The sequence below is a fragment of the Burkholderia pseudomultivorans genome, assembly GCF_001718415.1.
Lineage (GTDB): Bacteria > Pseudomonadota > Gammaproteobacteria > Burkholderiales > Burkholderiaceae > Burkholderia > Burkholderia pseudomultivorans_A.
Window position 1 is genome coordinate 1,409,091 of sequence record NZ_CP013378.1, and the last position, 20,286, is coordinate 1,429,376.

17 protein-coding genes are annotated in these 20,286 nt (G+C 67.6%); all 17 read left to right on the forward strand.

Translation table 11 applies throughout. The features are described from left to right. Window positions 1-81 precede the first annotated feature (81 nt). The 17 genes from WS57_RS18825 to WS57_RS18905 all read left to right on the forward strand — a co-directional run bounded on the left by WS57_RS18825 (window position 82) and on the right by WS57_RS18905 (window position 20,204). Window positions 82-1,566 (forward strand): flavin monoamine oxidase family protein, encoded by a 1,485-nt coding sequence (locus tag WS57_RS18825; RefSeq protein ID WP_069244706.1) that lies wholly within the window; start codon window positions 82-84, stop codon window positions 1,564-1,566. Between the two features lie 10 nt (window positions 1,567-1,576). Further along, window positions 1,577-2,236, forward strand: a complete 660-nt coding sequence (locus WS57_RS18830; RefSeq protein ID WP_069244707.1) for a c-type cytochrome — start codon at window positions 1,577-1,579, stop codon at window positions 2,234-2,236. Between the two features lie 35 nt (window positions 2,237-2,271). Beyond that, on the forward strand, window positions 2,272-2,946 hold the full coding sequence (locus tag WS57_RS18835; protein WP_069244708.1) for a hypothetical protein: 675 nt from the start codon (window positions 2,272-2,274) through the stop codon (window positions 2,944-2,946). 43 nt (window positions 2,947-2,989) lie between these two features. After that, window positions 2,990-3,613: a TetR/AcrR family transcriptional regulator gene (locus WS57_RS18840; RefSeq protein ID WP_069244709.1), complete on the forward strand. Its 624-nt coding sequence runs from the start codon at window positions 2,990-2,992 to the stop codon at window positions 3,611-3,613. A 244-nt stretch (window positions 3,614-3,857) separates the two neighbouring features. Next, entirely contained in the window at window positions 3,858-4,691 is an 834-nt protein-coding gene (locus WS57_RS18845) for a phytanoyl-CoA dioxygenase family protein (protein WP_069244710.1), read from the forward strand. 17 nt (window positions 4,692-4,708) lie between these two features. After that, entirely contained in the window at window positions 4,709-5,122 is a 414-nt protein-coding gene (locus WS57_RS18850) for a RidA family protein (protein ID WP_059517617.1), read from the forward strand. Between the two features lie 215 nt (window positions 5,123-5,337). Beyond that, window positions 5,338-6,705, forward strand: coding sequence for a DUF1329 domain-containing protein (locus WS57_RS18855; protein ID WP_059517615.1), 1,368 nt, complete (start codon window positions 5,338-5,340; stop codon window positions 6,703-6,705). A gap of 77 nt (window positions 6,706-6,782) precedes the next feature. Next, window positions 6,783-8,627, forward strand: a complete 1,845-nt coding sequence (locus tag WS57_RS18860) for a DUF1302 domain-containing protein (RefSeq protein ID WP_059517614.1) — start codon at window positions 6,783-6,785, stop codon at window positions 8,625-8,627. Between the two features lie 62 nt (window positions 8,628-8,689). Continuing rightward, a complete protein-coding gene (locus WS57_RS18865; RefSeq protein WP_069244711.1) occupies window positions 8,690-11,050 on the forward strand; it encodes an efflux RND transporter permease subunit in 2,361 nt (786 codons plus the stop codon). 31 nt (window positions 11,051-11,081) lie between these two features. Beyond that, window positions 11,082-11,351 (forward strand): hypothetical protein, encoded by a 270-nt coding sequence (locus tag WS57_RS18870; RefSeq protein ID WP_069244712.1) that lies wholly within the window; start codon window positions 11,082-11,084, stop codon window positions 11,349-11,351. Between the two features lie 30 nt (window positions 11,352-11,381). Further along, window positions 11,382-12,350, forward strand: a complete 969-nt coding sequence (locus WS57_RS18875; RefSeq protein WP_059517607.1) for a WD40/YVTN/BNR-like repeat-containing protein — start codon at window positions 11,382-11,384, stop codon at window positions 12,348-12,350. Window positions 12,351-12,395: 45 nt separating this feature from the next. Continuing rightward, on the forward strand, window positions 12,396-13,874 hold the full coding sequence (locus WS57_RS18880; RefSeq protein ID WP_059517605.1) for a flavin monoamine oxidase family protein: 1,479 nt from the start codon (window positions 12,396-12,398) through the stop codon (window positions 13,872-13,874). Beyond that, window positions 13,875-14,564 carry a c-type cytochrome gene (locus WS57_RS18885; RefSeq protein WP_009687097.1) on the forward strand — a complete coding sequence of 230 codons (690 nt, stop codon included), beginning with the start codon at window positions 13,875-13,877 and terminating at the stop codon, window positions 14,562-14,564. Between the two features lie 171 nt (window positions 14,565-14,735). Further along, window positions 14,736-15,866 (forward strand): saccharopine dehydrogenase family protein, encoded by a 1,131-nt coding sequence (locus WS57_RS18890; RefSeq protein WP_059517601.1) that lies wholly within the window; start codon window positions 14,736-14,738, stop codon window positions 15,864-15,866. Between the two features lie 42 nt (window positions 15,867-15,908). After that, complete coding sequence (locus WS57_RS18895; RefSeq protein ID WP_069244713.1) at window positions 15,909-17,462, forward strand: AMP-binding protein; 1,554 nt, start codon at window positions 15,909-15,911, stop codon at window positions 17,460-17,462. A gap of 25 nt (window positions 17,463-17,487) precedes the next feature. Next, complete coding sequence (locus WS57_RS18900) at window positions 17,488-18,729, forward strand: thiolase family protein (RefSeq protein WP_060336726.1); 1,242 nt, start codon at window positions 17,488-17,490, stop codon at window positions 18,727-18,729. 11 nt (window positions 18,730-18,740) lie between these two features. Further along, window positions 18,741-20,204: an NAD(P)/FAD-dependent oxidoreductase gene (locus WS57_RS18905; protein WP_069244714.1), complete on the forward strand. Its 1,464-nt coding sequence runs from the start codon at window positions 18,741-18,743 to the stop codon at window positions 20,202-20,204. Window positions 20,205-20,286: the final 82 nt, after the last annotated feature.

The window sequence follows — 20,286 nt, forward strand, 5'->3', positions numbered from 1 at the left end:
CGTCAAACTCCGCGCGAGCGATGGCAACGAGCCTTCGGGGCCGCCGCCGCTCGCGTCATTTGCAGACGGTTACCACACATCATGTCCAGGAAGTCATCCATCAACGGAACGGCCGACCTGCAGCGCCGGCATCTGCTCAAGGTGGCGGGTGCGTCGATTGCCGCAGGCGGCCTTGCACTCGGCGCAGCGCGGGCGAGTGCCGATACGGCGCCTGCCGCCGGCAACGACGGCGATGTGCTCGATGTCGCGATCGTCGGCGCAGGGCTGGCCGGCCTGACGGCCGCGCGTGACCTGCGCTACGCCGGCTGCGAGTCGTTCGTCGTGCTCGAAGCGCGCGACCGGGTCGGCGGCCGCACGCTGAACTACGACGTCGGCGGCGGCTACGTGACCGAAGTCGGCGGTCAATGGATCGGCCCGGGTCAAACGGCTGTCGCGGACCTTGCGCGCGAGCTCGACGTCGGCACGTTCCCGAGCTATTACACGGGCAAGACGGTGATCCTCGGCGGCGACGGGCGCGTCGAGATCGACCTGCATGGCACCTTCGGCACCGACGAGACGGTCGCCGCGAAGCTGAGCCGACTGTCGCGCGACGTGCCGTCGGGCGCGCCCTGGACGTCGCCGAAGGCGGCCGAACTCGACCGATTGTCGGTCGGCGACTGGCTCGCGCAGCAAGGGATCAAGCCCGAGGACCGGATGGGCTGGAATGCATCGATCTCGCTGTCCGGCGGCGTTGCACCCGCCAAGATGGGGCTGCTGCATTTCCTGTCGATGATCAATTCGGCGGACTGCGATTACGAACAGCTCGACTCGATCCGGCACAGCGCCCAGGAAACGCGCTTCGTCGGCGGCTCGCAGATCCTCAGCATCCGGATTGCGCAACAGCTCGGCGACAAGGTGCGGCTGTCGTCGCCGGTGCGCCGGATCGTCGGCTGGGATCGCGACGTCGTCACGCTGCACACGGACGGCGGCACGGTGCGCGCGCGCAAGGTCGTGATGGCGCTGCATCCGGCGCTCTGCCACCAGGTCCGGTTCGATCCGCCGCTGCCGGACAAGCGCGACGCACTGCAGCGCGCGTGGCCCGCGCATTCGCCGGCGCGCAAGACGGCGATGGTCTATCGCCGCCCGTTCTGGCGCGGCAAGGGGCTGAACGGCCACATCATCCAGACCGACGGCCCGATCTTCTGGGCTTACGACAATTCGCCGCCGGGCGGCGAGATCGGCGTGATCAACGCGTTCGTGCGCAATGCGCTGATGCCTTCCGACCCGCAGGCCGCGAAGCAGATGCACATGGACCTCTATGCGCAGGCCTGGGGCGACGACGCACGTGCGCCGGTGTCGTACCACGATCGCGACTGGGGGCTCGCCGACCCATGGACGATCACATGCGTCTCGGCGATTCCGCCGGGCTTCTGGACCGCACACGGCGAAGCGCTGCGCGCGCCGTGCGGCAACCTGATCTGGTCGGGCACCGAGACCGCCAGCATCTGGGCCGGCTACATGGACGGCGCGGTCCGCTCGGGCCATCAGGCCGCGCTTCAGGCGCTCAATGCACTGCGCCGCGCATAGGGGACTCGAGATGAAGAAACGCATGTTGCTGCTCGCCGTGCTGGTGGTCGCCGGCGCGCTCCTCGCCGTCTACGGCCCCACGCTGCTCGGTTTCTATCGCCTGCAGCGCCATGTCGACGAGACGGCGCAGGCGGACGACGCCGACGGCGGCCCGTGGCCGCGCACAACCGACGTGTGCATGGGCTGCCACGGCGTGAAGGGCAACTCGCTGAACGACGCGTATCCGAGCCTCGCCGGCCAGCCCGCGCAATACGTGGCCGCACAGCTTCACGCCTTCGCGAGCGGGCAGCGCGCGAACCCGACGATGGGGCCGCTCGCGATGACCATGAGCGAAGCCGAGATCGCGCGCGTGGCGGCTTATTACGCGAAGCAGGCGCCATCCGGGAATCGCTATTTCAAGCCGGACGCGCAACTGCGCGCGAAGGGCGAGCAACTTGTGACGGGCGGCGCATGCGTTGCCTGCCACGGCACGCAGCTGACGGGCCAGGCGCAGTTTCCGCGGCTGGCCGGGCAGGGGCACGCGTACCTGCGCGCGCAGCTCGACGCGTTCGCGAATGGCGCGCGCAGCGAGCCGACCGGCACGATGCAGCGCATTGCGCAGGCGATGTCGGCGGACGATCGGGCAGCGGTGGCGACCTATCTCGCCAGCCTTCGCCCGGTCAGGCAGTAAATCAACGGCAGCAATCGACCTCGGGAGTTCGAACCATGGATCACAGATCACTTGCACTTTGTCTTTCCAGCGCGACGCTCGCGGCGACGACGGGCGTGTACGGCTTCAAGTTCGTTCGCAAGCGCAATTTCCTGCTCGGCTTCGAGTGGTGGATCGTGACGATCTCCGCATCCAATGCGGTGATCTTCTTCGCGACCGAATCGCCGGTGTCGTATGCCATCTCGCACTTCCTCGACGCGTTCTCGCGCGGCTTCGGGATGCCGGTGATCGCGGTCGCCGGACTGATGGCCGTCACGCGCGGCTACCGGCCGTCGATGTGGCAGGACGTGATGCTGTTCGTGCTCGCGACGCTCGGGACGGTCGCGCTCGTGGCCGGCGTGTTGCAGAACGCGCTGCCGTACTTCTACGTGGCGATGTGGACGCTGATGTCGATCTATCTCGCCGGCTTCGTGCTGCGGCTCGTGCGTGCGGGCCACGCGCTCCACGCACTGACGACGACGATCGCGCTCGTCGCTTCGCAGGCGATCGCGTGCATCTACGACTTCTACAAGATCCCGGGCGACGAAACCAACGTCGTTTTCAACTTCTACGTGCTGGCGCTGCTCACCTGGTCGTACCTGACCGCCACGCTCTATTACGCGTATGGCGCACTGGAGCACGACGCCGGACGCGGTACCGCGAACGCGAGCACATTGTCGTATTCGAAATGAGTAGTCATGCTCATGAGTCGGTGAACGGTCGCGGCGCACGCGAATGAGTACGGTCCGCCCGACTCGCACCCGGCGGCGCGAGGCGACATGCGAGCGCCTGCTCGACGCGGCGCGCGCCGTCTTCGCGGAGAAGGGCTATGCGGCCGCGAGCATCGAGGACGTCGCGGCGGCGGCCGGGCATACGCGCGGCGCGTTCTATTCGAACTTCCGCAGCAAGACGGAGATGCTGTTCGAGCTGTTGCGGCGCGATCACGCCGATGCCGCGACGGCGCTGCAGCGGATCACCGGCATGCCGGCGGGTTCCGCCGCCGACGCTCAGCGCGCGATGCTCGCTTACTGGCGTGGGCGTGCCGCGCGACACGCGTCGCGACTGATATGGCTGGATGCCCAGTTGCAGGCGGCGCGCGATGCGCGGTTCCGCGCGCAATTCGATGCGTTCCTGCGCGAGCGGCAGGCGCTCGCGGCCGCGTGCATCGACGCATTCGCAGCGCGCACCGGCGTGTCGCTGCGGCTGCCCGCGCACGTGCTGGCGTTCGGCCTGACCGCGTTGTGCGACGGTGTGCAGTCGTGCTGCGCGGCGCACGCGCGCAGCGGCGCGGACACGTTGGCCGATGCGGTGCTGGTCGGTTTCCTCGCGCATACGCTGTTCGATCGCGACCGTGGATGACGTAGCGGCAACGCTGCGGCCGGGTGTCGTCGCCCGGCTGTATGAAAGCTGAAAGCGGCTTGTCATGGCAAACCGGCAAATCGTCGCGACGCAGGTTCGAACATGCAGACGAAACAGGGAATACCTCGTCTTTTTCTTTTCCGTATTTTTGTCATGATGACCTAACATTGTCACTATGTTCTACTGAGGCGCCGGCAGTGACCGATCGCGGCCGGCAGTGGTTGGACGAATCAGGAGATCCAGAATGGATGCACTCAAGCGCAAGGCCTTCTTCGAGGACGGCGCGGTTCTCGTCGAAGGCGTACTCGATCCGGCGCAGCTCGCGCAATGCCGTGCCGTGTTCGACTGGGGGATGGAAAACCCCGGCCCGATGTCGACGACGCTGCTCGACGGCACCGAGTACCGGTCGCACAACGACAACGCGAACCCTTACGCGAAGGCGCGGCTCGACGACCTGGTCGCGACGCTGCCGTTCGGCAGGCTGTTCGCCGATCTGTGGGGCTCGAAGCACGTGTGGTATTTCGCGGAGGAGCTGTTCATGAAGGCCGGCGGCAAGAGCGCGCGCTCGCCGTGGCATCAGGACACGTCCTACCTGCCGTGGGAAGGCATGCACTTCGGCAATGCGTGGATCAGCTTCGAGCACGTGCCGAAACGCAACGCGCTGGAGATCGTGCGCGGCTCGCATCGCGGCGTGCGCCACGACGGCACCACGTTCCAGAACGCCGACGATCCGACCGACCCGCTGCACGGCGGCGACGTGTGGCCGCGACTGCCGAATATCGAAGCGGAGCGCCGGACGGCGCCCGATGCATACGACATCGTGTCGTGGGAAACGAAGCCGGGCGACGTGCTGCTGCTGCATCCGGGCGTGCTGCACGGCGGCGGCGCCGTCGATGCCGCGTTCCCCGACCGCCACACGCTGGTGCTGCGCTTCTTCGGCGACGACGCGACGTTCAGCCCGCTGCCCGATCAAAGCCGCTCGGGCTTCACGCCGGCCGGCGTGCTGTTCGTCGAGGAACTCGCCGGGCTGAAGGCCGGCGACCCGTTCCGTGCGCCATGTTTTCGTCAACTCGTCTGAGCAAGGAGTCGTCAATCATGTCAGCTACCCCGAAGCGGCAGTCCATCGTTCCGCCACCGTTCCAGCCCTGGTACGACGCGTACCACTTCTCGCCGGCCACGCGCGTCGGCGACACGATCTGGGTGTCGGGCCAGGTCGGTCTCGACGCGCAGATGCAGCCGGCCGACGGCGTGGCGGCGCAGGCGCGGATCGCATTCGAGAGCCTGAAGATGATCCTGGAAGCGGCCGGCGCGAGCCTTGCCGACGTCGTCGAACTGACGACCTTCCACACGAACCTTCAGCACGAGACGCAGGATTTCGCGGCGGTCAAGGACGCGTATTTCCCGAACCGCTACCCGTCGTGGACGGCAGTCGGCGTGTCGCAGCTGGCGGTGCCGGGGCTGTGCGTCGAGGTGCGCGCGGTGGCGGTGGCCGGCTCGGGCAAGGACTGAGCGAGGCGGTGGTGCGTCGTTCGTTCCGGATCAGCGTCCTTGACGAATCGCAGTCCTGATCGAATGACGAAAGGGTATCGAAACGGGCAGGCGGCCGGCCGTCGCTGCGGACGGCCGCTCTCAGGGAGCGACGCGATCGTCGTGCGACGAAAGCGGACGAAGTGATGGCGCGAAGCCCATGACGGGCGATCGAACGCGCGGTGGGAAGGAGAACCATGATGAGCAAGCATCGAATCTGGACCGTGTCCGCACTCGCGGCCGCGGCATGTCTCGCGATCGGCACCGCCGTCGCGGCGGACGACCTGACGCCGGCCGGCGCCGACCGCTCGGCGAGCAAGGACGGCGCGGTGCCGGCCTACGCCGGCAAACAGGCGCCCGACGCCGGCTGGGAGTGGGGCAAGGTGCGCGCCGACTTCTGGAAGCATCGCAACGAGAAACCGCTGTACTCGATCGATGCGGCGAACGTCGACAAGTACGAGGACAAGCTGTCGCCTGGGCAGGTCGCGCTGATCAAGCAGAAGAAGGGCTACCGGATGGACGTCTATCCATCCCATCGCGAGTGCCAGCTGCCGGACGTCGTCGAGCAGAACTCGAAGGCGAACCAGACGGCCGCGAAGCTCGGCTCGGCCGGCGACGCGCTCGCGGCGGCCGTGCTGCCGGGCGTGCCGTTTCCGCAGCCGAAGAGCGGGATCGAGGCGATCCTGAACTACGAGATGCGCTATCGCGGCGAAGGCGTCGACTGGGCGCAGGTCGCGACGACCGTGTCGCCGCGTCCGGGCAGCAGCGAATGGATCGACGCGGTCGGCCCGCAGACGCTCTATTTCCCGTCGGGCAAGCTCGGCAAGCGCTCTCCGCAGGACGTCGACCAGCTCAGCGCAGCCGTCTACTTCCAGATGAACTCGCCGGCCGCGCTGGCCGGCCAGGCGTTCGTGCAGCGCCAGTACTTCGACAAGCCGTCGGAGACGTATTACTACTTCCCGGGCCAGCGCCGCGTGCGACGCATGCCGGCGTACACGCACGACGCGCCGCTGATCGGCTTCGAAAACCAGTACCTGATCGACGAAGGGAACATGATCAACGGTTCGCTCGATCGCTTCAACTGGAAGCTCGTCGGCAAGAAGGAAATGATCGTCCCGTACAACGCGTTCGGCATGTACCGGTTCAAGAGCAAGCTGCACGACGTCGCGACGCCGGACGGCATCGCGGCTGCGAACCGGCGCTACGAGACGCACCGCGTATGGGTCGTCGAGGCGTCGCTGAAGCCGAGCGCGCGGCATGTCGCGTCGAAGAAGGTGTTCTATCTCGACGAGGACAGCTGGCTCGCGCTCGTCGGCGAGGACTACGACGCGCAGGGCAAGCTCTGGAAGGTGCGGGAAAGCTACCCGATTCCCGTGTGGGAACTGGGCGGCACCTGCGACAACGAACCGCTCGCGCAGTACGACATGAACAACGGCCGCTACGTGTTCGACGCGTCGTCGATCGGTCAGGGCAAGGATGTCCGCTGGCTCGAGCAGGCCGACGATCCGCGCTTCAGGCAGGACTTCTACACGGCCGAATCGCTGCGCTCGGTGAGCGAACGGTGAGCGCCGCAGGCTGAACGTCAACGGACCGGCGTGCGCAACGAACGTGCGCCGGCGTCGGACAGGGGAGGAGACGGACCATGGAATCGGCAAGGTTGATCAGGAATACTACGATGTCGATCGCGCTCGCGGGCGCCGCGACATCGGGTGCGTACGCTTACGACTTCACGACGGGCATCGGCGACCTGCAGGGATCGTGGGTGACGAACCTGACGGCAGGCGCCGGCATCCGCACCAAGAGCCCGAGCTGCTCGCTCACCGGCGACCCGAACGCCTACGGCTGCGGCGCGGCCGCGAACACGAACCAGTGGGGCTACGCGGACAACGGCGACCTGAACTACCGCAAGGGCCAGCCGTTCAGCACCTACGTCAGCGCGACCAGCGAACTGCTGCTGAAGATGCCGAGCGAAGGGTTGAAGTTCATGGTGCGCGGCACCGGCATGTACGACTTCCTCGCCGGCAATACGGCGAGAACGCCGCTGTCGAGCACCGCCTCGGCCCAGGTGGTCTACAACGCGCAGCTGCTCGACCTGTGGGCGCAGAAGGATTTCACGATCGCCGGGCGCAACGCGCACGTGCGGCTCGGCAACCAGGTGATCAACTGGGGCGAGAGCATGTTCGCGCAGAGCGGGATCAACGCGACCAACTCGGTCGACGTGCAGAAGCTGCTGATTCCCGGCTCGCAGCTCAAGCAGGCGCTGCTGCCCGCGCCGATGGTGAGCATGGCGGCCGATCTGTCGCACGGGTTCAGCACCGAGGCCTACTACCAGTTTCAGTGGAACGGCAACCGCTATCCGCCGGTCGGCTCGTACTGGTCGGTGACGAACGGCTTCGGTCGCGGCGCGGAGCCGTTCACGCTGAACACGGGCAACCTGAACGTGACGGGACCGAGTGCGGGCTCGATCGCCAACGCGATCGGCGGCGGCGCGGCGGCAGGCAATCAGGGCACGCTGAACGCGATCAAGAACGGCCTCGTGAACGGCGACTACGCGGGGCCGCCCTTCAACGACATCGGCCTGCCGTCGGTCACGAACCTGCCGGCGAAATACCGGCCGCAGTTCGGCGTGAAGTTCAATTATTCGCCGCGCTCGTTCGACGCGAACTTCGCGTTCTACTACCTGAACTACACCGACAAATCCCCGGTGCTCGCGTCGCTCGCGAACGGCACCGAGCAATGGTCGTATCTCGGCCGGCGCCAGCTGTTCGGCGTCAGCGCGAACTTCGGGCTGGGCCCGTGGGCGATCGGCACGGAGCTGTCGTACCGGCCGCGCGACGCCGTCGCGCTGTCCAGCTGCTATGGCGCGGGCGGCCCGCTCGACGTCAATACGAACGGCGTGGCGGGCATCAATTGTTCGCAGTGGGTCGACAAGAAGAAATTCCAGTACGACATCAACGGGCTGCTCGCCCTCACGCGCAGCGAGTATCCGTTCCTGAAGTGGCTCGGCGCCGATTCGGCCGCGCTCACGTGGGAACTCACCTGGATCTACTACCCCGGACTGAGCGCGAGCGGCGTCACGCGCACGATCGACGGGCAGACCGTTACCCAGGTGCCGCAGGCCGGCTACCTGCCGTGGCTGAACAACGGCTCTGCGCTCGGCTATCCGATCGGGATGGGCCAGGGCACCGCGAGCTCGGTCGGCGCGACGATCGATTTCAACTGGACCTATGACGGCACGCTGATTCCGGGCTGGCAGGTCACGCCTGGCGTGACCTTCTCGGACGGCCTGTACGGCTACACGCCGACCTTCACCGCGAACTACATGCAGGGCGCCAAGTCGGTGAACGTCTACGTGCTGTTCAACCAGAACCCGCCGAACTGGCAGGCGGGCATCAACTTCACCGCGTTCTTCGGCGGCCACAACACGGTGGGGCAGCCGTACGCGGACCGGAATTTCGTCGGGCTGTTCGTCACGCGGAATTTCTGATGCCGATGTGCTTACGGGCGGCGCGCGCCGTGCGCCGCCGCCAATCATCAAGGGGTTATGTCGTGCTCAATCGTCTGGTCAGCCGCCTGGAAAGGCTCTTTTTCGGTCATCGCGCGATCGTGCTCGCGGCGATCGCCCTGTTTACCGTCGCGATGGCCGTGTTCGCGGTACAGCTGCGCATGGACGCCGGCTTCGAAAAGCAGATGCCGATCGGACACGAGTACATCCGCACGTTCCAGCAGTATCGCAACGACCTGCTCGGCGCGAACCGGGTCACCGTGGTCGTGCGGGCCAAACGCGGGTCGATCTGGACGAAGCAAGGGCTGACGCGGCTGTACGACGTCACGCAGGCCGTCACGTATCTGCCGAACGTCGACCGCATCGGCGTGCGTTCGCTGTGGACGCCGAACGCGTTCGTCAACGAAGTGACCGACGAAGGCTTTCGCGCGGAGCCGATCATTCCCGGCATGGTCACGCCCGACCAGCTGACGCCGGGCGTCGTCGCCGCCGTGCGCCGCGCGACCACGCTCGGCGGCTACGTCGGCACGCTCGTGTCGCACAACGAAGACAGCGCGATGATCACGGCGGAGCTGAACGAGCGCGACAGCGCCGGCAAGGTGCTCGACTACGTCGCGTTCAACCATCTGCTCGAACAGAAGGTGCGCAAGCCGTTCGAGGATGCCGGCTACGAGATCCAGATCATCGGCTTCGCGAAGCAGATCGGCGACATCGCCGACGGCGCGACGGCCGTGCTCGGCTTCTGCGCGGTCGCGCTGCTGCTGACCACGCTCGCGGTGTACTGGTACTGCCATTCGGTGCGCTTCACCGTGCTGCTGATCGCGTGTTCGCTGACGTCGCTCGTGTGGCAGTTCGGCACGCTGAAGCTGCTCGGCTTCGGCCTCGATCCGCTTGCGGTGCTGGTGCCGTTCCTCGTATTCGCGATTGGCGTGTCGCACGGCGTGCAGCAGGTGAACTTCATCGTGCGCGAGATCGCGCACGGGCAGAGTTCGTTCGATGCGGCGCGCCACAGCTTCAACGGCTTGCTGATCCCCGGCGTGCTCGCGCTGGTCACCGCGTTCGTGTCGTTCGTCACGCTGCTGCTGATTCCGATCCCGATGGTGCGCGAGCTCGCGATCACGGCGTCGCTCGGCGTCGCATACAAGATCGTCACGAACCTGATCCTGTTGCCGGTCGCGGCCTCCTGCTTCAACTTCACGAAGGCCTATGCGGACAACGCGCTGAAGCGCGCGCAGCAGCGCGCGAAGCCGCTGCGCGCGCTGGCGCGGGTGGCCGAGCCGCGGTACGCGGGCCTGACCGTCGCGCTGACCGTCGCGATCTTCGCGCTCGCCGCATGGCAGAGCCGCGATCGCGTGATCGGCACGCTGCAGCCGGGCGCGCCGGAGCTGCGCGCCGACGCACGCTTCAACCGCGACGCGACGTCGATCGCCGGCCACTACGACATGGGCCTCGACTGGCTGACGGCCGCGATCGAATCGAGCGGCAAGGCATGCGACAACCCGGCGGTCGGCCTCTACGAGGACGACTTCTCGGCCGCGATGCGCACCGAGCCGGGCGTGGTGTCGGTGCAGTCGTACTCGGCGATGCTGCGCACCTACAACCAGGGCTACAACGAGGACTACCCGAAGATGAACGTCGTGCCGATCGATGCGGAGAACTACGGCGCGGTGTCGGTCGATGTGTCGCGCGTGAAAGGCTTCATGAGCCGCGACTGCGGGATGACGGCCGTGCACCTGTTCCTGACCGACCACAAGGCGACGACGATCAACCGGATCCTCGACGACGTGAAGCAGTACCGCGCGACGCATTCGTTCCCGGGCATCACGATCCGGCTCGCGGCCGGCAACGCGGGCGTGCTGGCTGCCACGAACGACGAAGTCGCGAAGAGCGAGCTGCCGATGATGCTCTACGTGTACGCGGCGATCCTGATCCTCGTGTTTCTCGCCTATCGCGACTGGCGCGCGATGCTCGCCTGCTGCGTGCCGCTGTCGGTCGCGACCTTCATCGGCTACTGGTTCATGAAGGAACTGCAGATCGGGCTGACCGTCGCAACGTTGCCGGTTATGGTGCTCGCCGTCGGCATCGGCGTCGACTACGCGTTCTACATCTACAACCGGCTGCAGGTGCATCTCGCGGGCGGGCAGGACATCGTGGAGGCCGTCCGGCACGCCATGCTCGAAGTGGGCGTCGCGACGATCTTCACGGCGATCACGCTGGCGATCGGCGTCGCAACGTGGAGTTTCTCCGCGCTCAAGTTCCAGGCCGACATGGGCAAGCTGCTCGCGTTCATGTTCGTCGTGAACCTCGTGATGGCGATGACCGCGTTGCCCGCGCTCGCGTCGCTGCTCGAACGCTGGTTCCCGCGTCGCAAGCCCGCGCGCGCACCAGGCCTGTTCAGTCACTGACGCGCACGAACATTCCGACGGAGATTCAGCCATGGTCAAGACGCTCGCTGTCTGCGCCGTACTCGGCATCGCGGCGATTGCCGTTCCGCGATTTTCCGCATCGGTCGCGGGCCGGCCTGCGCCGGCTCGGGCATTCGCGACCGATGCCGGACGCGTCGTCGTGCATCACGCCACGGCCGCCGAACCGGAACGTGCCCCGTTGCCGAACGACGGCAGCGCGGAGCGGCAGGCTGCCGACACGCCGCCCATCGTGGTGCTCGGCGTAGCGCATGCCGGCTGGTCGGATCTGTTCAATCACTGACGTCCGCATACACCACCACAGGGACTCACCATGATCAAGATGCTCGTTGCCTGTACCGCGCTCTGCGCTGCCGCGGCGGCGTTCGCGCAACCACCGGAAGGTACCGTCGCGGCCTGGGCCGCGAAGCCCGCCCATGCATGGGCCGTGCCGACGCACATGATGCTGACGGACGCGACGCGCGCCGGTGCGCGGATCGTCGCGGTCGGCGAGCACGGCATCGTGCTGCTGTCGGACGACGACGGCAACACCTGGCGCCAGGCGCGGCGCGTGCCGGTGTCGGCGACGCTGTCGGCCGTGTCGTTCGTCGACGCGAAGCGCGGCTGGGCCGTCGGCCAGTGGGGCGCGATTCTCGCGACCGACGACGGCGGCGATACGTGGGTCACGCAACGGCTCGATACGTCGGTCGACCAGCCGCTGTTCTCCGTGCTGTTCACGAGCGCGCAGGACGGCATCGCCGTCGGACTGTGGTCGCTGATGCTGCAGACCCACGACGGCGGCCGGACCTGGACGCGTACGACGCTGCCGAAGCCGCCCGGCGGCGGCAAGGCCGACCGCAACCTCTACCACGTGTTCGCCGATGCCGCGCATGCGCTCTACATCGTGTCGGAACAGGGGATGGTGCTCAAGTCCGTCGATGCCGGCGCGAACTGGTCCTATCTGCCGACCGGCGGCAAAGGCACGTTGTGGTCCGGGGTTGCGATGCCCGACGGCCGGCTCGTGGTCGGCGGCCTGCTCGGCAGCCTGTTCGAGAGCCGCGACGGCGGTGCGACGTGGGCCGCCCTGAACACGGGCACGCGCAGCTCGATCACCGATCTCGTCGCGACCGGCGGCGGGCTGGTCGGCGTCGGGCTCGACGGGCTGACACTCGCGCAGCGCGTTGCCGGCGGTCCGGTCGAGGTGGCGCAGCGCGAGGATCGCGCGACGCTGACCGCCGCACTGATCGACGCGCGCGGCAAGCCGATCCTGTTTTCGCAGGATGGCGTGCTGGCTGCACGATGAAATGAATCTGCGACTGAAAGAGCAACGAAAGATGGAGCGTTCGACATGAACAGCAAGCACCGGCCGGATCCGCAGGCCAGGCGCCAGATATTGCGTGTCGCGGCGGCGGGCGCCGCATCGCTCGCGGCCGCAGAGATCCCGTTCGCGCAAGGTGCGACCGCTGCCGCAGCCGCGGGCGGCGTGCTCGACGTCGTGATCGTCGGCGCCGGGCTCGCGGGGCTCACCGCCGCACGCGACCTGACGCGCGCCGGCTGCGACGCGTTCGTCGTCGTCGAGGCGCGCGACCGCGTCGGCGGGCGTACCTACAACCACGACCTCGGGCACGGTGTCGTCTCGGAAGCCGGCGGCCAGTGGATCGGCCCCGGTCAGACGGCGATTGCCGACCTGGCGAGGGAACTCGGTGTCGACACGTTCCCCACCTTCTACGAAGGCAGGACGGTCGTGCTCGCCGGCGACACGCGTGTCGCGCAGGATTTCCACGGCGGCTCCGGCGGCGACGACGCGATCGGCGCGAAGCTCGGCGCGCTCGCGCGCGGCGTGCCGTCGCGCGAGCCGTGGACTGCGCAGCACGCGGCCGAACTCGACAAGCTGACTTACGGCGACTGGCTGCTGCGACAGGGCGTGACCTACGAAGATGGCTACTTCCTCGGCCTTGCGGCGAAGCTGTCGCTCGGCGGCGCACCGGCGCAGCTCGGGCTGCTGCACTACCTGTCGATGATCAACAGTGCGGACTGCGACTACGCGAAGCTCGAGTCGACCAAGGGCGGTGCACAGGAAACGCGCTTCGTCGGCGGTTCGCAGGTGTTGAGCCTGCGCATGGCGAGCGAGCTCGGCACGAAGGTGCGCCTGTCCTGCCCGGTGCGCAGGATCTCGGGCTGGAATCGCGACGTCGTCGACGTGCAGACCGATCGCGGCGTGTTCCGCGCACGACGCGTGATTGTCGCGCTCAACCCGGCGCTCTGCGAGCAGATCGTGTTCGATCCGCCGCTGCCGGCCGGCCGCGCGCAACTGCAGCGCAACTGGCCCGCGAATGCGCCGATGCGCAAGACGGTGCATGTCTATGACCGGCCGTTCTGGCGCGACGACGGCTATAACGGCCAGATCTTCGAGGTGGGCGGTCCGGTCTTCATGGCGTACGACAATTCGCCGCCGGACGGTTCGGTCGGCGTGCTCGCCGCGTTCGTCGCACCGGGCGCGCTGCCCGCGGAGCCGAAGGCTGCCGAACGGGCGCTCTCGGCCGTGTTCGCACGCGCGCTCGGCGACAAGGCGCTGCATCCGACCCAGTTCCACGACTACGACTGGGGCCGCGTCGATCCCTGGACACTTCAGTGCATCCATCCGCTGCCACCCGGCTTCTGGACGAAATGGGGCAAGTTCCTGCGTCCGGCGGCCGGCCGGTTGATCTGGTCGGGCACCGAGACGGCCGATCTGTGGGCCGGCGCGATGGACGGTGCGGTGCGTTCGGGGCATCGCGCGGCACTGCAGGCGCTCGGCAAGCTGGCCGGGCGCGGCGCGGAGGCCTGAATGAAACGAACCTGGGTGATCGGCGCGGTGGTGGTGATCGCGGGCGTCGCGACGGCCGGCACGATGTACGGTCCCGATCTGCTCGACGGCATGCGCTATCAGAAGGCGATGGCCGCGATCGGCGACGCGGACAGAACCAATGGCGGCGCGTGGCCGCAACCGCAGGAGACCTGCGCGTTCTGCCATGGCCCTCGCGGGCAGTCGCGCAACGCGTGGTATCCGTCGCTGTCGGGGCAGCCCGCAAGCTATATCGCCGCGCAGCTGCGCGCGTTCGCGAACGACACGCGCCCCAATGCGTACATGGGGCCGCTCGCGCGCGAACTCGACGACGCGAAGATCGACGCACTGGCGACCTATTTCGCGCGGCAGGCGCCCGCACGCAACGAGGCGGTGCCGGCGGACGAGGCGCTTGCCAGGCGCGGGATGGCGCTGGTCGCCGCGCGAAGTTGCCAGGCCTGCCACGGTGCGACATTGGAGGGCAAGGATCACGTGCCTCGCCTCGCGGGTCAGGGTCAGCTTTACCTGGAGACCCAGCTGGCGGCATTCGGCTCGGGCCGGCGCCACGATCCGACCGGCGCGATGAACGGCGTGGTCGCGACGCTGTCGGGCGACGACCGGCGCGCGATTGCGCACTATCTGGCCGCCCTGTCGCCGGACGGCGCGGGCGGCACAGGCGGCTCGTCCCGATGATGCGGACGGCATGTCGGGGCCGGGAATACCCTGCCTTTTTCTTTGCTCACTACTTTGTCATAGTGACCTAAGATTGGTAACGTGTTCTATAAAGAGTACGCGAGTGTGAAGCAGCAGTAGTGGCCGGCCGGCCGAACCGATTTTCGACAACTTACGTTTCAGGAGACAAGCATGGCCAAGCATCCCGTCGTCGTTTATGGCGCAAGCGGTTACACCGGCATGTTGATCATGGACTGGCTGATCGACCAGAACATCCCGTTCACGGCGGTCGCGCGCAACGCGGGCCGCGCGAAGGAAATGATGGCGCAGCGCGTCGTGCGCCTCGAATCCGCGCAATACGAACTCATCGAAGCCGAGCACGACGTCGATGCACTCGTGAACGCGTTTCGCGGCGCGAAGGTGGTCTGCAACACCGTCGGGCCGTTCTCGAGCTTCGGGCTCGTCGGCGTCGAGGCCGCGTTGAAGGCCGGCTGCCACCATCTCGATACGACCGGCGAGCAGTCGTACATCCGGCAGGTGCGCGACCAGTTCGGCGAGTTGTATCGCCAGGCCGGGTTGCTGGTGTCGTCGTCGAATGCGTACATGTACACGTTCGCCGAGATCGCCGCGGAACTCGCGCTCGAAACGCCGGGCATCGACGCGCTGGAGACGGCCACGCTGACCCGCGGGCCACGCGGTGCGGCCGGCGTGAGCATCGGTTCGACCGCGACAATCTTCGACGGTGCGCGCCACGAGTCCTGCTACCTGTGGGAGAAGGCGCTCGTGCCGCACGCGCCGGACGCGTCGTTCACGGTCGCGACGCCCGAACTCATGCAGCCGGTGTTCTGCCTGCCGTGGGGCGGCACCTCGCTGCCCGTCTACTTCGAGCGCGATCCGCGCGTGCGCAGCTGCATCTCCTGCGTGGGCTTCTACGACAACAACGTGATGAAGCTCGTGCACCAGTTCGGGCAGAAGTGGGAGGCCGAATACAAGCACCTGCCGCGCGAGCAGCAGGACGAGGTGCTGAAGCAGGTCGTCGCGTCGACCACGCCGACGATGCCGCCGCGCGAGCGCACGACGATCCAGCGCAGCGTCGACTTCGCGATCGGCCGCGGCCAGCTCGCCTCGGTGCGCGCGACCGTGCATGGCATCACGCCGTACATCTCGACCGGTGCGATCCATACGGCCGGCGTGCTCAAGTTGCTCGACGGCGATGTCGCGCGCACGGGCTTCGCATCGGGCTCGAAGGCGTTCGGCCATCGCTACCTGCTCGGCTTCCTCGAACAGCGCGGGCTCGCACGCGCGACCATCACGCAACTGTGACGGCGACCGCGGTGCCGAACCCCATTCAACGGAACACCTGACATGGCCATTATCGATTTCTACGACCGCGGGTGGCGCATCAATCCCGACGGCATCGCATACATCCAGGACGAGCGCAGCTACACGTTTCAGGAAATCGGCGAGCTGTCGTGCCGCATCGCGAACGGACTGCTCGCCGCCGGCTTCGCAAAGGAAGCGAAGGCGGCGGTGTGGGCGGACAACGACGTAACCGGGTGGTGCTGCGCGCTCGGCATGTGGCGAGCAGGGCTCGCGTATATCCCGGTCAACGGGCGCAATGCGCCGGCCGAGAACCAGTACGCGCTCGACGCGTTCGACTGCGAGGTGCTGTTCTTCCATCACGCGTTCGCGGCTGCGATCGATGCGCTGCGGTCGAGCCTGCCGAAGGTGCGGCTGTGGGTCTGCATCGACGCCGACCTGCCGTGGGCGCCATCGCTGGCGACGTGGAGCGAAGGGCAGCCGGCCACGCCGCCGGTCGTCGACTATGCGATGGACGATGTCGTCACGCTGTCGGCCACCGGCGGCACGACCGGCTTGCCGAAGGGCGTGATGAACACGCACCGCTCGTTCCAGACGTATTTCGCGAACTTCATGATCGCGATGTCGTACGGCAACGCGCGGCCGGTGAATCTCGCCGCGGCACCGATGACGCATACCGCCGGCATGATGTCGCTGCCGTGCACCGCGCGCGGCGGCACGGTCGTCGTGCTGCCGAAACCCGACCCGGCGCTGCTGCTCGGCGCGATCGTCAAGCATCGCGTGACCGAGTTCTTCCTGCCGCCGACCGTGATCTATCGGCTGCTCGACATCCCCGGCATCGAGACAGTCGACTTCTCGTCGCTGCGCTACTTCCTGTACGGCGCCGCGCCGATGTCGGTCGAGAAGCTCAAGCGCGCGATCGCCGTATTCGGCCCGGTGATGACGGGCGGCTACGGCCAGACCGAAGCGCCCGCATCGATCTCGTACCTGACGCCGGCCGAGCATTTCGTCGACGGTGCGCTGGCGCCGGACGAACGGCTGGCATCGGTCGGCCGCCCGAATCCGCTGGTGCGCGTCGAGATCGTCGGCGAGCGCGGCGAGGTGCTGAAACAGGGCGAGACCGGCGAGATCTGCGTGCGCGGCGACCTCGTGATGAAGGGCTATTACCGCGCGCCGGACAAGACGGCCGAGACGATCGTCGACGGCTGGCTGCATACCGGCGACATCGGCCACCTCGATCGCGACGGCTATCTGCACATCACCGACCGCAAGAAGGACATGATCATCAGCGGCGGCTTCAACGTCTATCCGAGCGAAGTCGAGCAGGTGATCTGGTCGCATCCGGCGGTGCAGGACTGTGCGGTGATCGGCGTGCCCGACGAGAAGTGGGGCGAGGCCGTGAAGGCCGTCGTCGAGCTCAATGCGGGCCAGCAGGTGAGCGCGGACGAACTGATCGCGCTGTGCAAGGCGCAGCTCGGCTCGGTGAAGGCGCCGAAGAGCGTGGACTTCATCGCCGCGCTGCCGCGCAGCACGGCGGGCAAGGTGCTGAAGAAGGACTTGCGCGAACGGTACTGGCGAGGCCAGGCGCGCAGGATCTGAACGCGATCGACAGGGATTTCAGACGATGACCAAGCTCTACATCGCCGGCATTGCGATGACCGTGTTCGGCAAGCATCCCGACCGCAGCGTCGACGACCTCGCGCGCGAAGCGCTGCAGCGTGCGTTGCGCGACGCCGGTTGTCATGCCGACGCGATCCGCGCCGCGTTCTACTCCGGCATCACCAACGGCGCGCTGCAAGGGCAGCTGTCGATTCCCGGCCAAGTCGTGTTCAGCAAGATCGGCCTCGACGGCATTCCGATGTTCAACGTCGAGAATGCGTGCGCATCCGGCAGCACGGCCGTGCACCTGGCCGTGCGCGAACTGCAGTCGGGCGCGTGCGACGTCGCGCTCGCGCTCGGCGCGGAGAAGATGAACGTCGCGGACAAGGCGAAGTCGTTCGCGCTGTTCGAGGCCGGCTGGGACGTCGCGCGCGTCGACGAGAACTTCGCGACGCTCGCGCGGCTCGGCGAAGGGATCGAGCCGCCGCCCGGCTCCGAATCCGGACGTCCGTACAGTCGCTTCATGAAGATCTACGCGGCGATGTGCCGGCATCACATGCGCACGTACGGGACGACGCAGCGGCAGATCGCGGCCGTGTCCGCGAAGAACCATGGGCACTCGGTGCACAACCCGTACTCGCAGTTTCGCCAGCCGTTCACGATCGACGAGGTGCTGGCGGCGCCGCCGATCACGTATCCGATCACGCTGCCGATGTGCGCGCCGCTGTCCGACGGTGCGGCCGCGGCGATTCTCTGTACCGAGGAAGGGCTCGCGCGCATCGGCGCCGATCGCAGCCGCTGCATCCGGATTGCCGCGAGCGTGATCCGAAGCTTCACGCGCCGTCGCATCGACGAGCCGTACAAGCACATCGGCCGGCTCGCTGCGCTGCAGGCGTACGAGCAGGCGGGCCTCGGGCCGGAGGACATGGACGTCGCCGAAGTGCACGACGCATCGGCGATGGGCGAGATCATCCAGGCGGAGAACCTCGGCTTCGTGCCGCTCGGCGAAGGCGGCCCGGCCGCGGAGCGCGGCGAGTTCACGCTCGGCGGACGGATTCCGATCAACACGTCGGGCGGACTCGAATCGAAGGGCCATCCGCTCGGCGCAACCGGCATCGGACAACTGTACGAACTCGTCACGCAATTGCGCGGCGAAGCCGGTGCGCGTCAGGTGCAGGGCGCGCGGCATGCGATCCAGGAAAACGGCGGCGGCCTGCAGGGCATCGAGGAAGCGGCGCTGGCCATTCACATTCTCAGCAAGAACTGACGGAGGCTGACATGAGCGACGCATATGGCACGACGACGGCCGGACCGGCGGGGAGCACGGCGCACGCAGCCGGCGGCGCGGCGGCGTCGATGCAGGCGGCCGGGACCGACGCGGGCCCGTTCGCGCGATGGGGCGACGAATTCCGTGCGGACGCCGCGTTGCAGAAATATCGTCCGATTGGTGGCTGGATCGAAGCGCCGGCCGACGTGCAGCCGCCGCTCGAGGGCGACGTGCATGCGGACGTGGTCGTGGTCGGCGCCGGCTTTGCCGGCCTGTCCACCGCGCTGGAACTGACCGCGCGCGGGGCCAGCGTCGTCGTGCTCGAACGCGAGTTCGCGGGCTTCGGCGCGAGCGGCCGCAATGCCGGCTATCTCGCTGGAGGCCAGGGACTCGAGTACGAACTGTTCGTCAAGCGCGTCGGCCGCGAGCAGGCGAAGCGGATCGTCGGCTTCTACGACGAAGGCGTGGCGTATGTCGAGCACAAGCTCGCCGAATACGCGATCGACTGCGACTACCGTGCATCGGGCATCATCCGCGCGGGCGTGCATCCGTCGCAGGAGAAGCGGCTGCGCGAAAGCATGGAGACCGGCATCGAGCTCGGCTCGCCCGCCGAGTTTCTCGACGGCGCTGCGATGCGCGCGCGCGGGATTCCGCCGGCGTTCCTGTTCGGCGCGTACGTGCCGGGCGGCGGTACGCTCGACCCCGGCAAGTACGTGACAGGGCTGCGGCGCGCGGCGCTTGCGGCCGGCGTGAGGCTCTACGAGAACACCGCGGTGCTCGGCTTCGACGAAGGCCCGACGGTGCGCGTGCGTACCGCGCGCGGCACTGCGAGCGCGTCGACGCTGGTGCTCGCGACCAATGCGTATACACCGCAACTCGGCCTGCTCGGCGACAAGGTTATGCCGTTGCGCGTGTCCGCGCTCGAAACCGAGCCGCTGTCCGATGCGCAGCTCGACGCACTGGGCTGGCCGAACCGCGAAGGGATCGTGACCTCGCACCTGACGATGGAAAGCCACCGCCTCACGGCGCGCAACACGCTGTTGCTGACCACCAAGCGGCTGCACTACGTGTACGGTTCCCGGACGCCCAACGTGCCCGACGACGACGCGTATCGTGCGCTCGCCAAGGCGCTGCAGACGCGCTTTCCGCAGCTGGGCAACGTGCCGGTGCGCGCATGCTGGAGCGGCTACATCTCGTTCGCGGGCGACGCGCTGCCGGTGGTCGGCGCGGGCGGCGCGCACGGCAATGTGTTCTTTACGGCCGGCTGCTCGGGGCACGGCGTCGGTACGCAGTCGCTGATCGGACGCGTGCTGGCCGAGCGGATTCACGACGGGCGATCGCCGCTGCTCGATGCGCTGACGCACCGCACGCCGTCGGTGCCGCCGGAGCCGCTGCGCTGGTGTGCGATGAGCGCGATGCTCGGCGTCGCGAACCTGCTCGACGAGCGCGTGAACCGCAAGGCGAAGTCGATGTAGCGGCACGCGCGCTCGTCACGACGCGGGAACGCGCATTCGGCCGGGCCGCCCGGCAGAGAGGCGCCTCGATGGAAAATGAGGC

What these genes read in the sequence shown, in the direction of transcription:
- WS57_RS18890 (WP_059517601.1), top strand. Translation starts at nt 14,736, where the DNA reads ATGGCCAAGCATCCCGTCGTCGTTTATGGCGCAAGCGGTTACACCGGC.
- WS57_RS18845 (WP_069244710.1), top strand. Translation starts at nt 3,858, where the DNA reads ATGGATGCACTCAAGCGCAAGGCCTTCTTCGAGGACGGCGCGGTTCTC.
- WS57_RS18900 (WP_060336726.1), top strand. Translation starts at nt 17,488, where the DNA reads ATGACCAAGCTCTACATCGCCGGCATTGCGATGACCGTGTTCGGCAAG.
- WS57_RS18885 (WP_009687097.1), top strand. Translation starts at nt 13,875, where the DNA reads ATGAAACGAACCTGGGTGATCGGCGCGGTGGTGGTGATCGCGGGCGTC.
- WS57_RS18825 (WP_069244706.1), top strand. Translation starts at nt 82, where the DNA reads ATGTCCAGGAAGTCATCCATCAACGGAACGGCCGACCTGCAGCGCCGG.
- WS57_RS18850 (WP_059517617.1), top strand. Translation starts at nt 4,709, where the DNA reads ATGTCAGCTACCCCGAAGCGGCAGTCCATCGTTCCGCCACCGTTCCAG.
- WS57_RS18830 (WP_069244707.1), top strand. Translation starts at nt 1,577, where the DNA reads ATGAAGAAACGCATGTTGCTGCTCGCCGTGCTGGTGGTCGCCGGCGCG.
- WS57_RS18855 (WP_059517615.1), top strand. Translation starts at nt 5,338, where the DNA reads ATGATGAGCAAGCATCGAATCTGGACCGTGTCCGCACTCGCGGCCGCG.
- WS57_RS18835 (WP_069244708.1), top strand. Translation starts at nt 2,272, where the DNA reads ATGGATCACAGATCACTTGCACTTTGTCTTTCCAGCGCGACGCTCGCG.
- WS57_RS18880 (WP_059517605.1), top strand. Translation starts at nt 12,396, where the DNA reads ATGAACAGCAAGCACCGGCCGGATCCGCAGGCCAGGCGCCAGATATTG.
- WS57_RS18870 (WP_069244712.1), top strand. Translation starts at nt 11,082, where the DNA reads ATGGTCAAGACGCTCGCTGTCTGCGCCGTACTCGGCATCGCGGCGATT.
- WS57_RS18840 (WP_069244709.1), top strand. Translation starts at nt 2,990, where the DNA reads ATGAGTACGGTCCGCCCGACTCGCACCCGGCGGCGCGAGGCGACATGC.
- WS57_RS18905 (WP_069244714.1), top strand. Translation starts at nt 18,741, where the DNA reads ATGAGCGACGCATATGGCACGACGACGGCCGGACCGGCGGGGAGCACG.
- WS57_RS18875 (WP_059517607.1), top strand. Translation starts at nt 11,382, where the DNA reads ATGATCAAGATGCTCGTTGCCTGTACCGCGCTCTGCGCTGCCGCGGCG.
- WS57_RS18895 (WP_069244713.1), top strand. Translation starts at nt 15,909, where the DNA reads ATGGCCATTATCGATTTCTACGACCGCGGGTGGCGCATCAATCCCGAC.
- WS57_RS18860 (WP_059517614.1), top strand. Translation starts at nt 6,783, where the DNA reads ATGGAATCGGCAAGGTTGATCAGGAATACTACGATGTCGATCGCGCTC.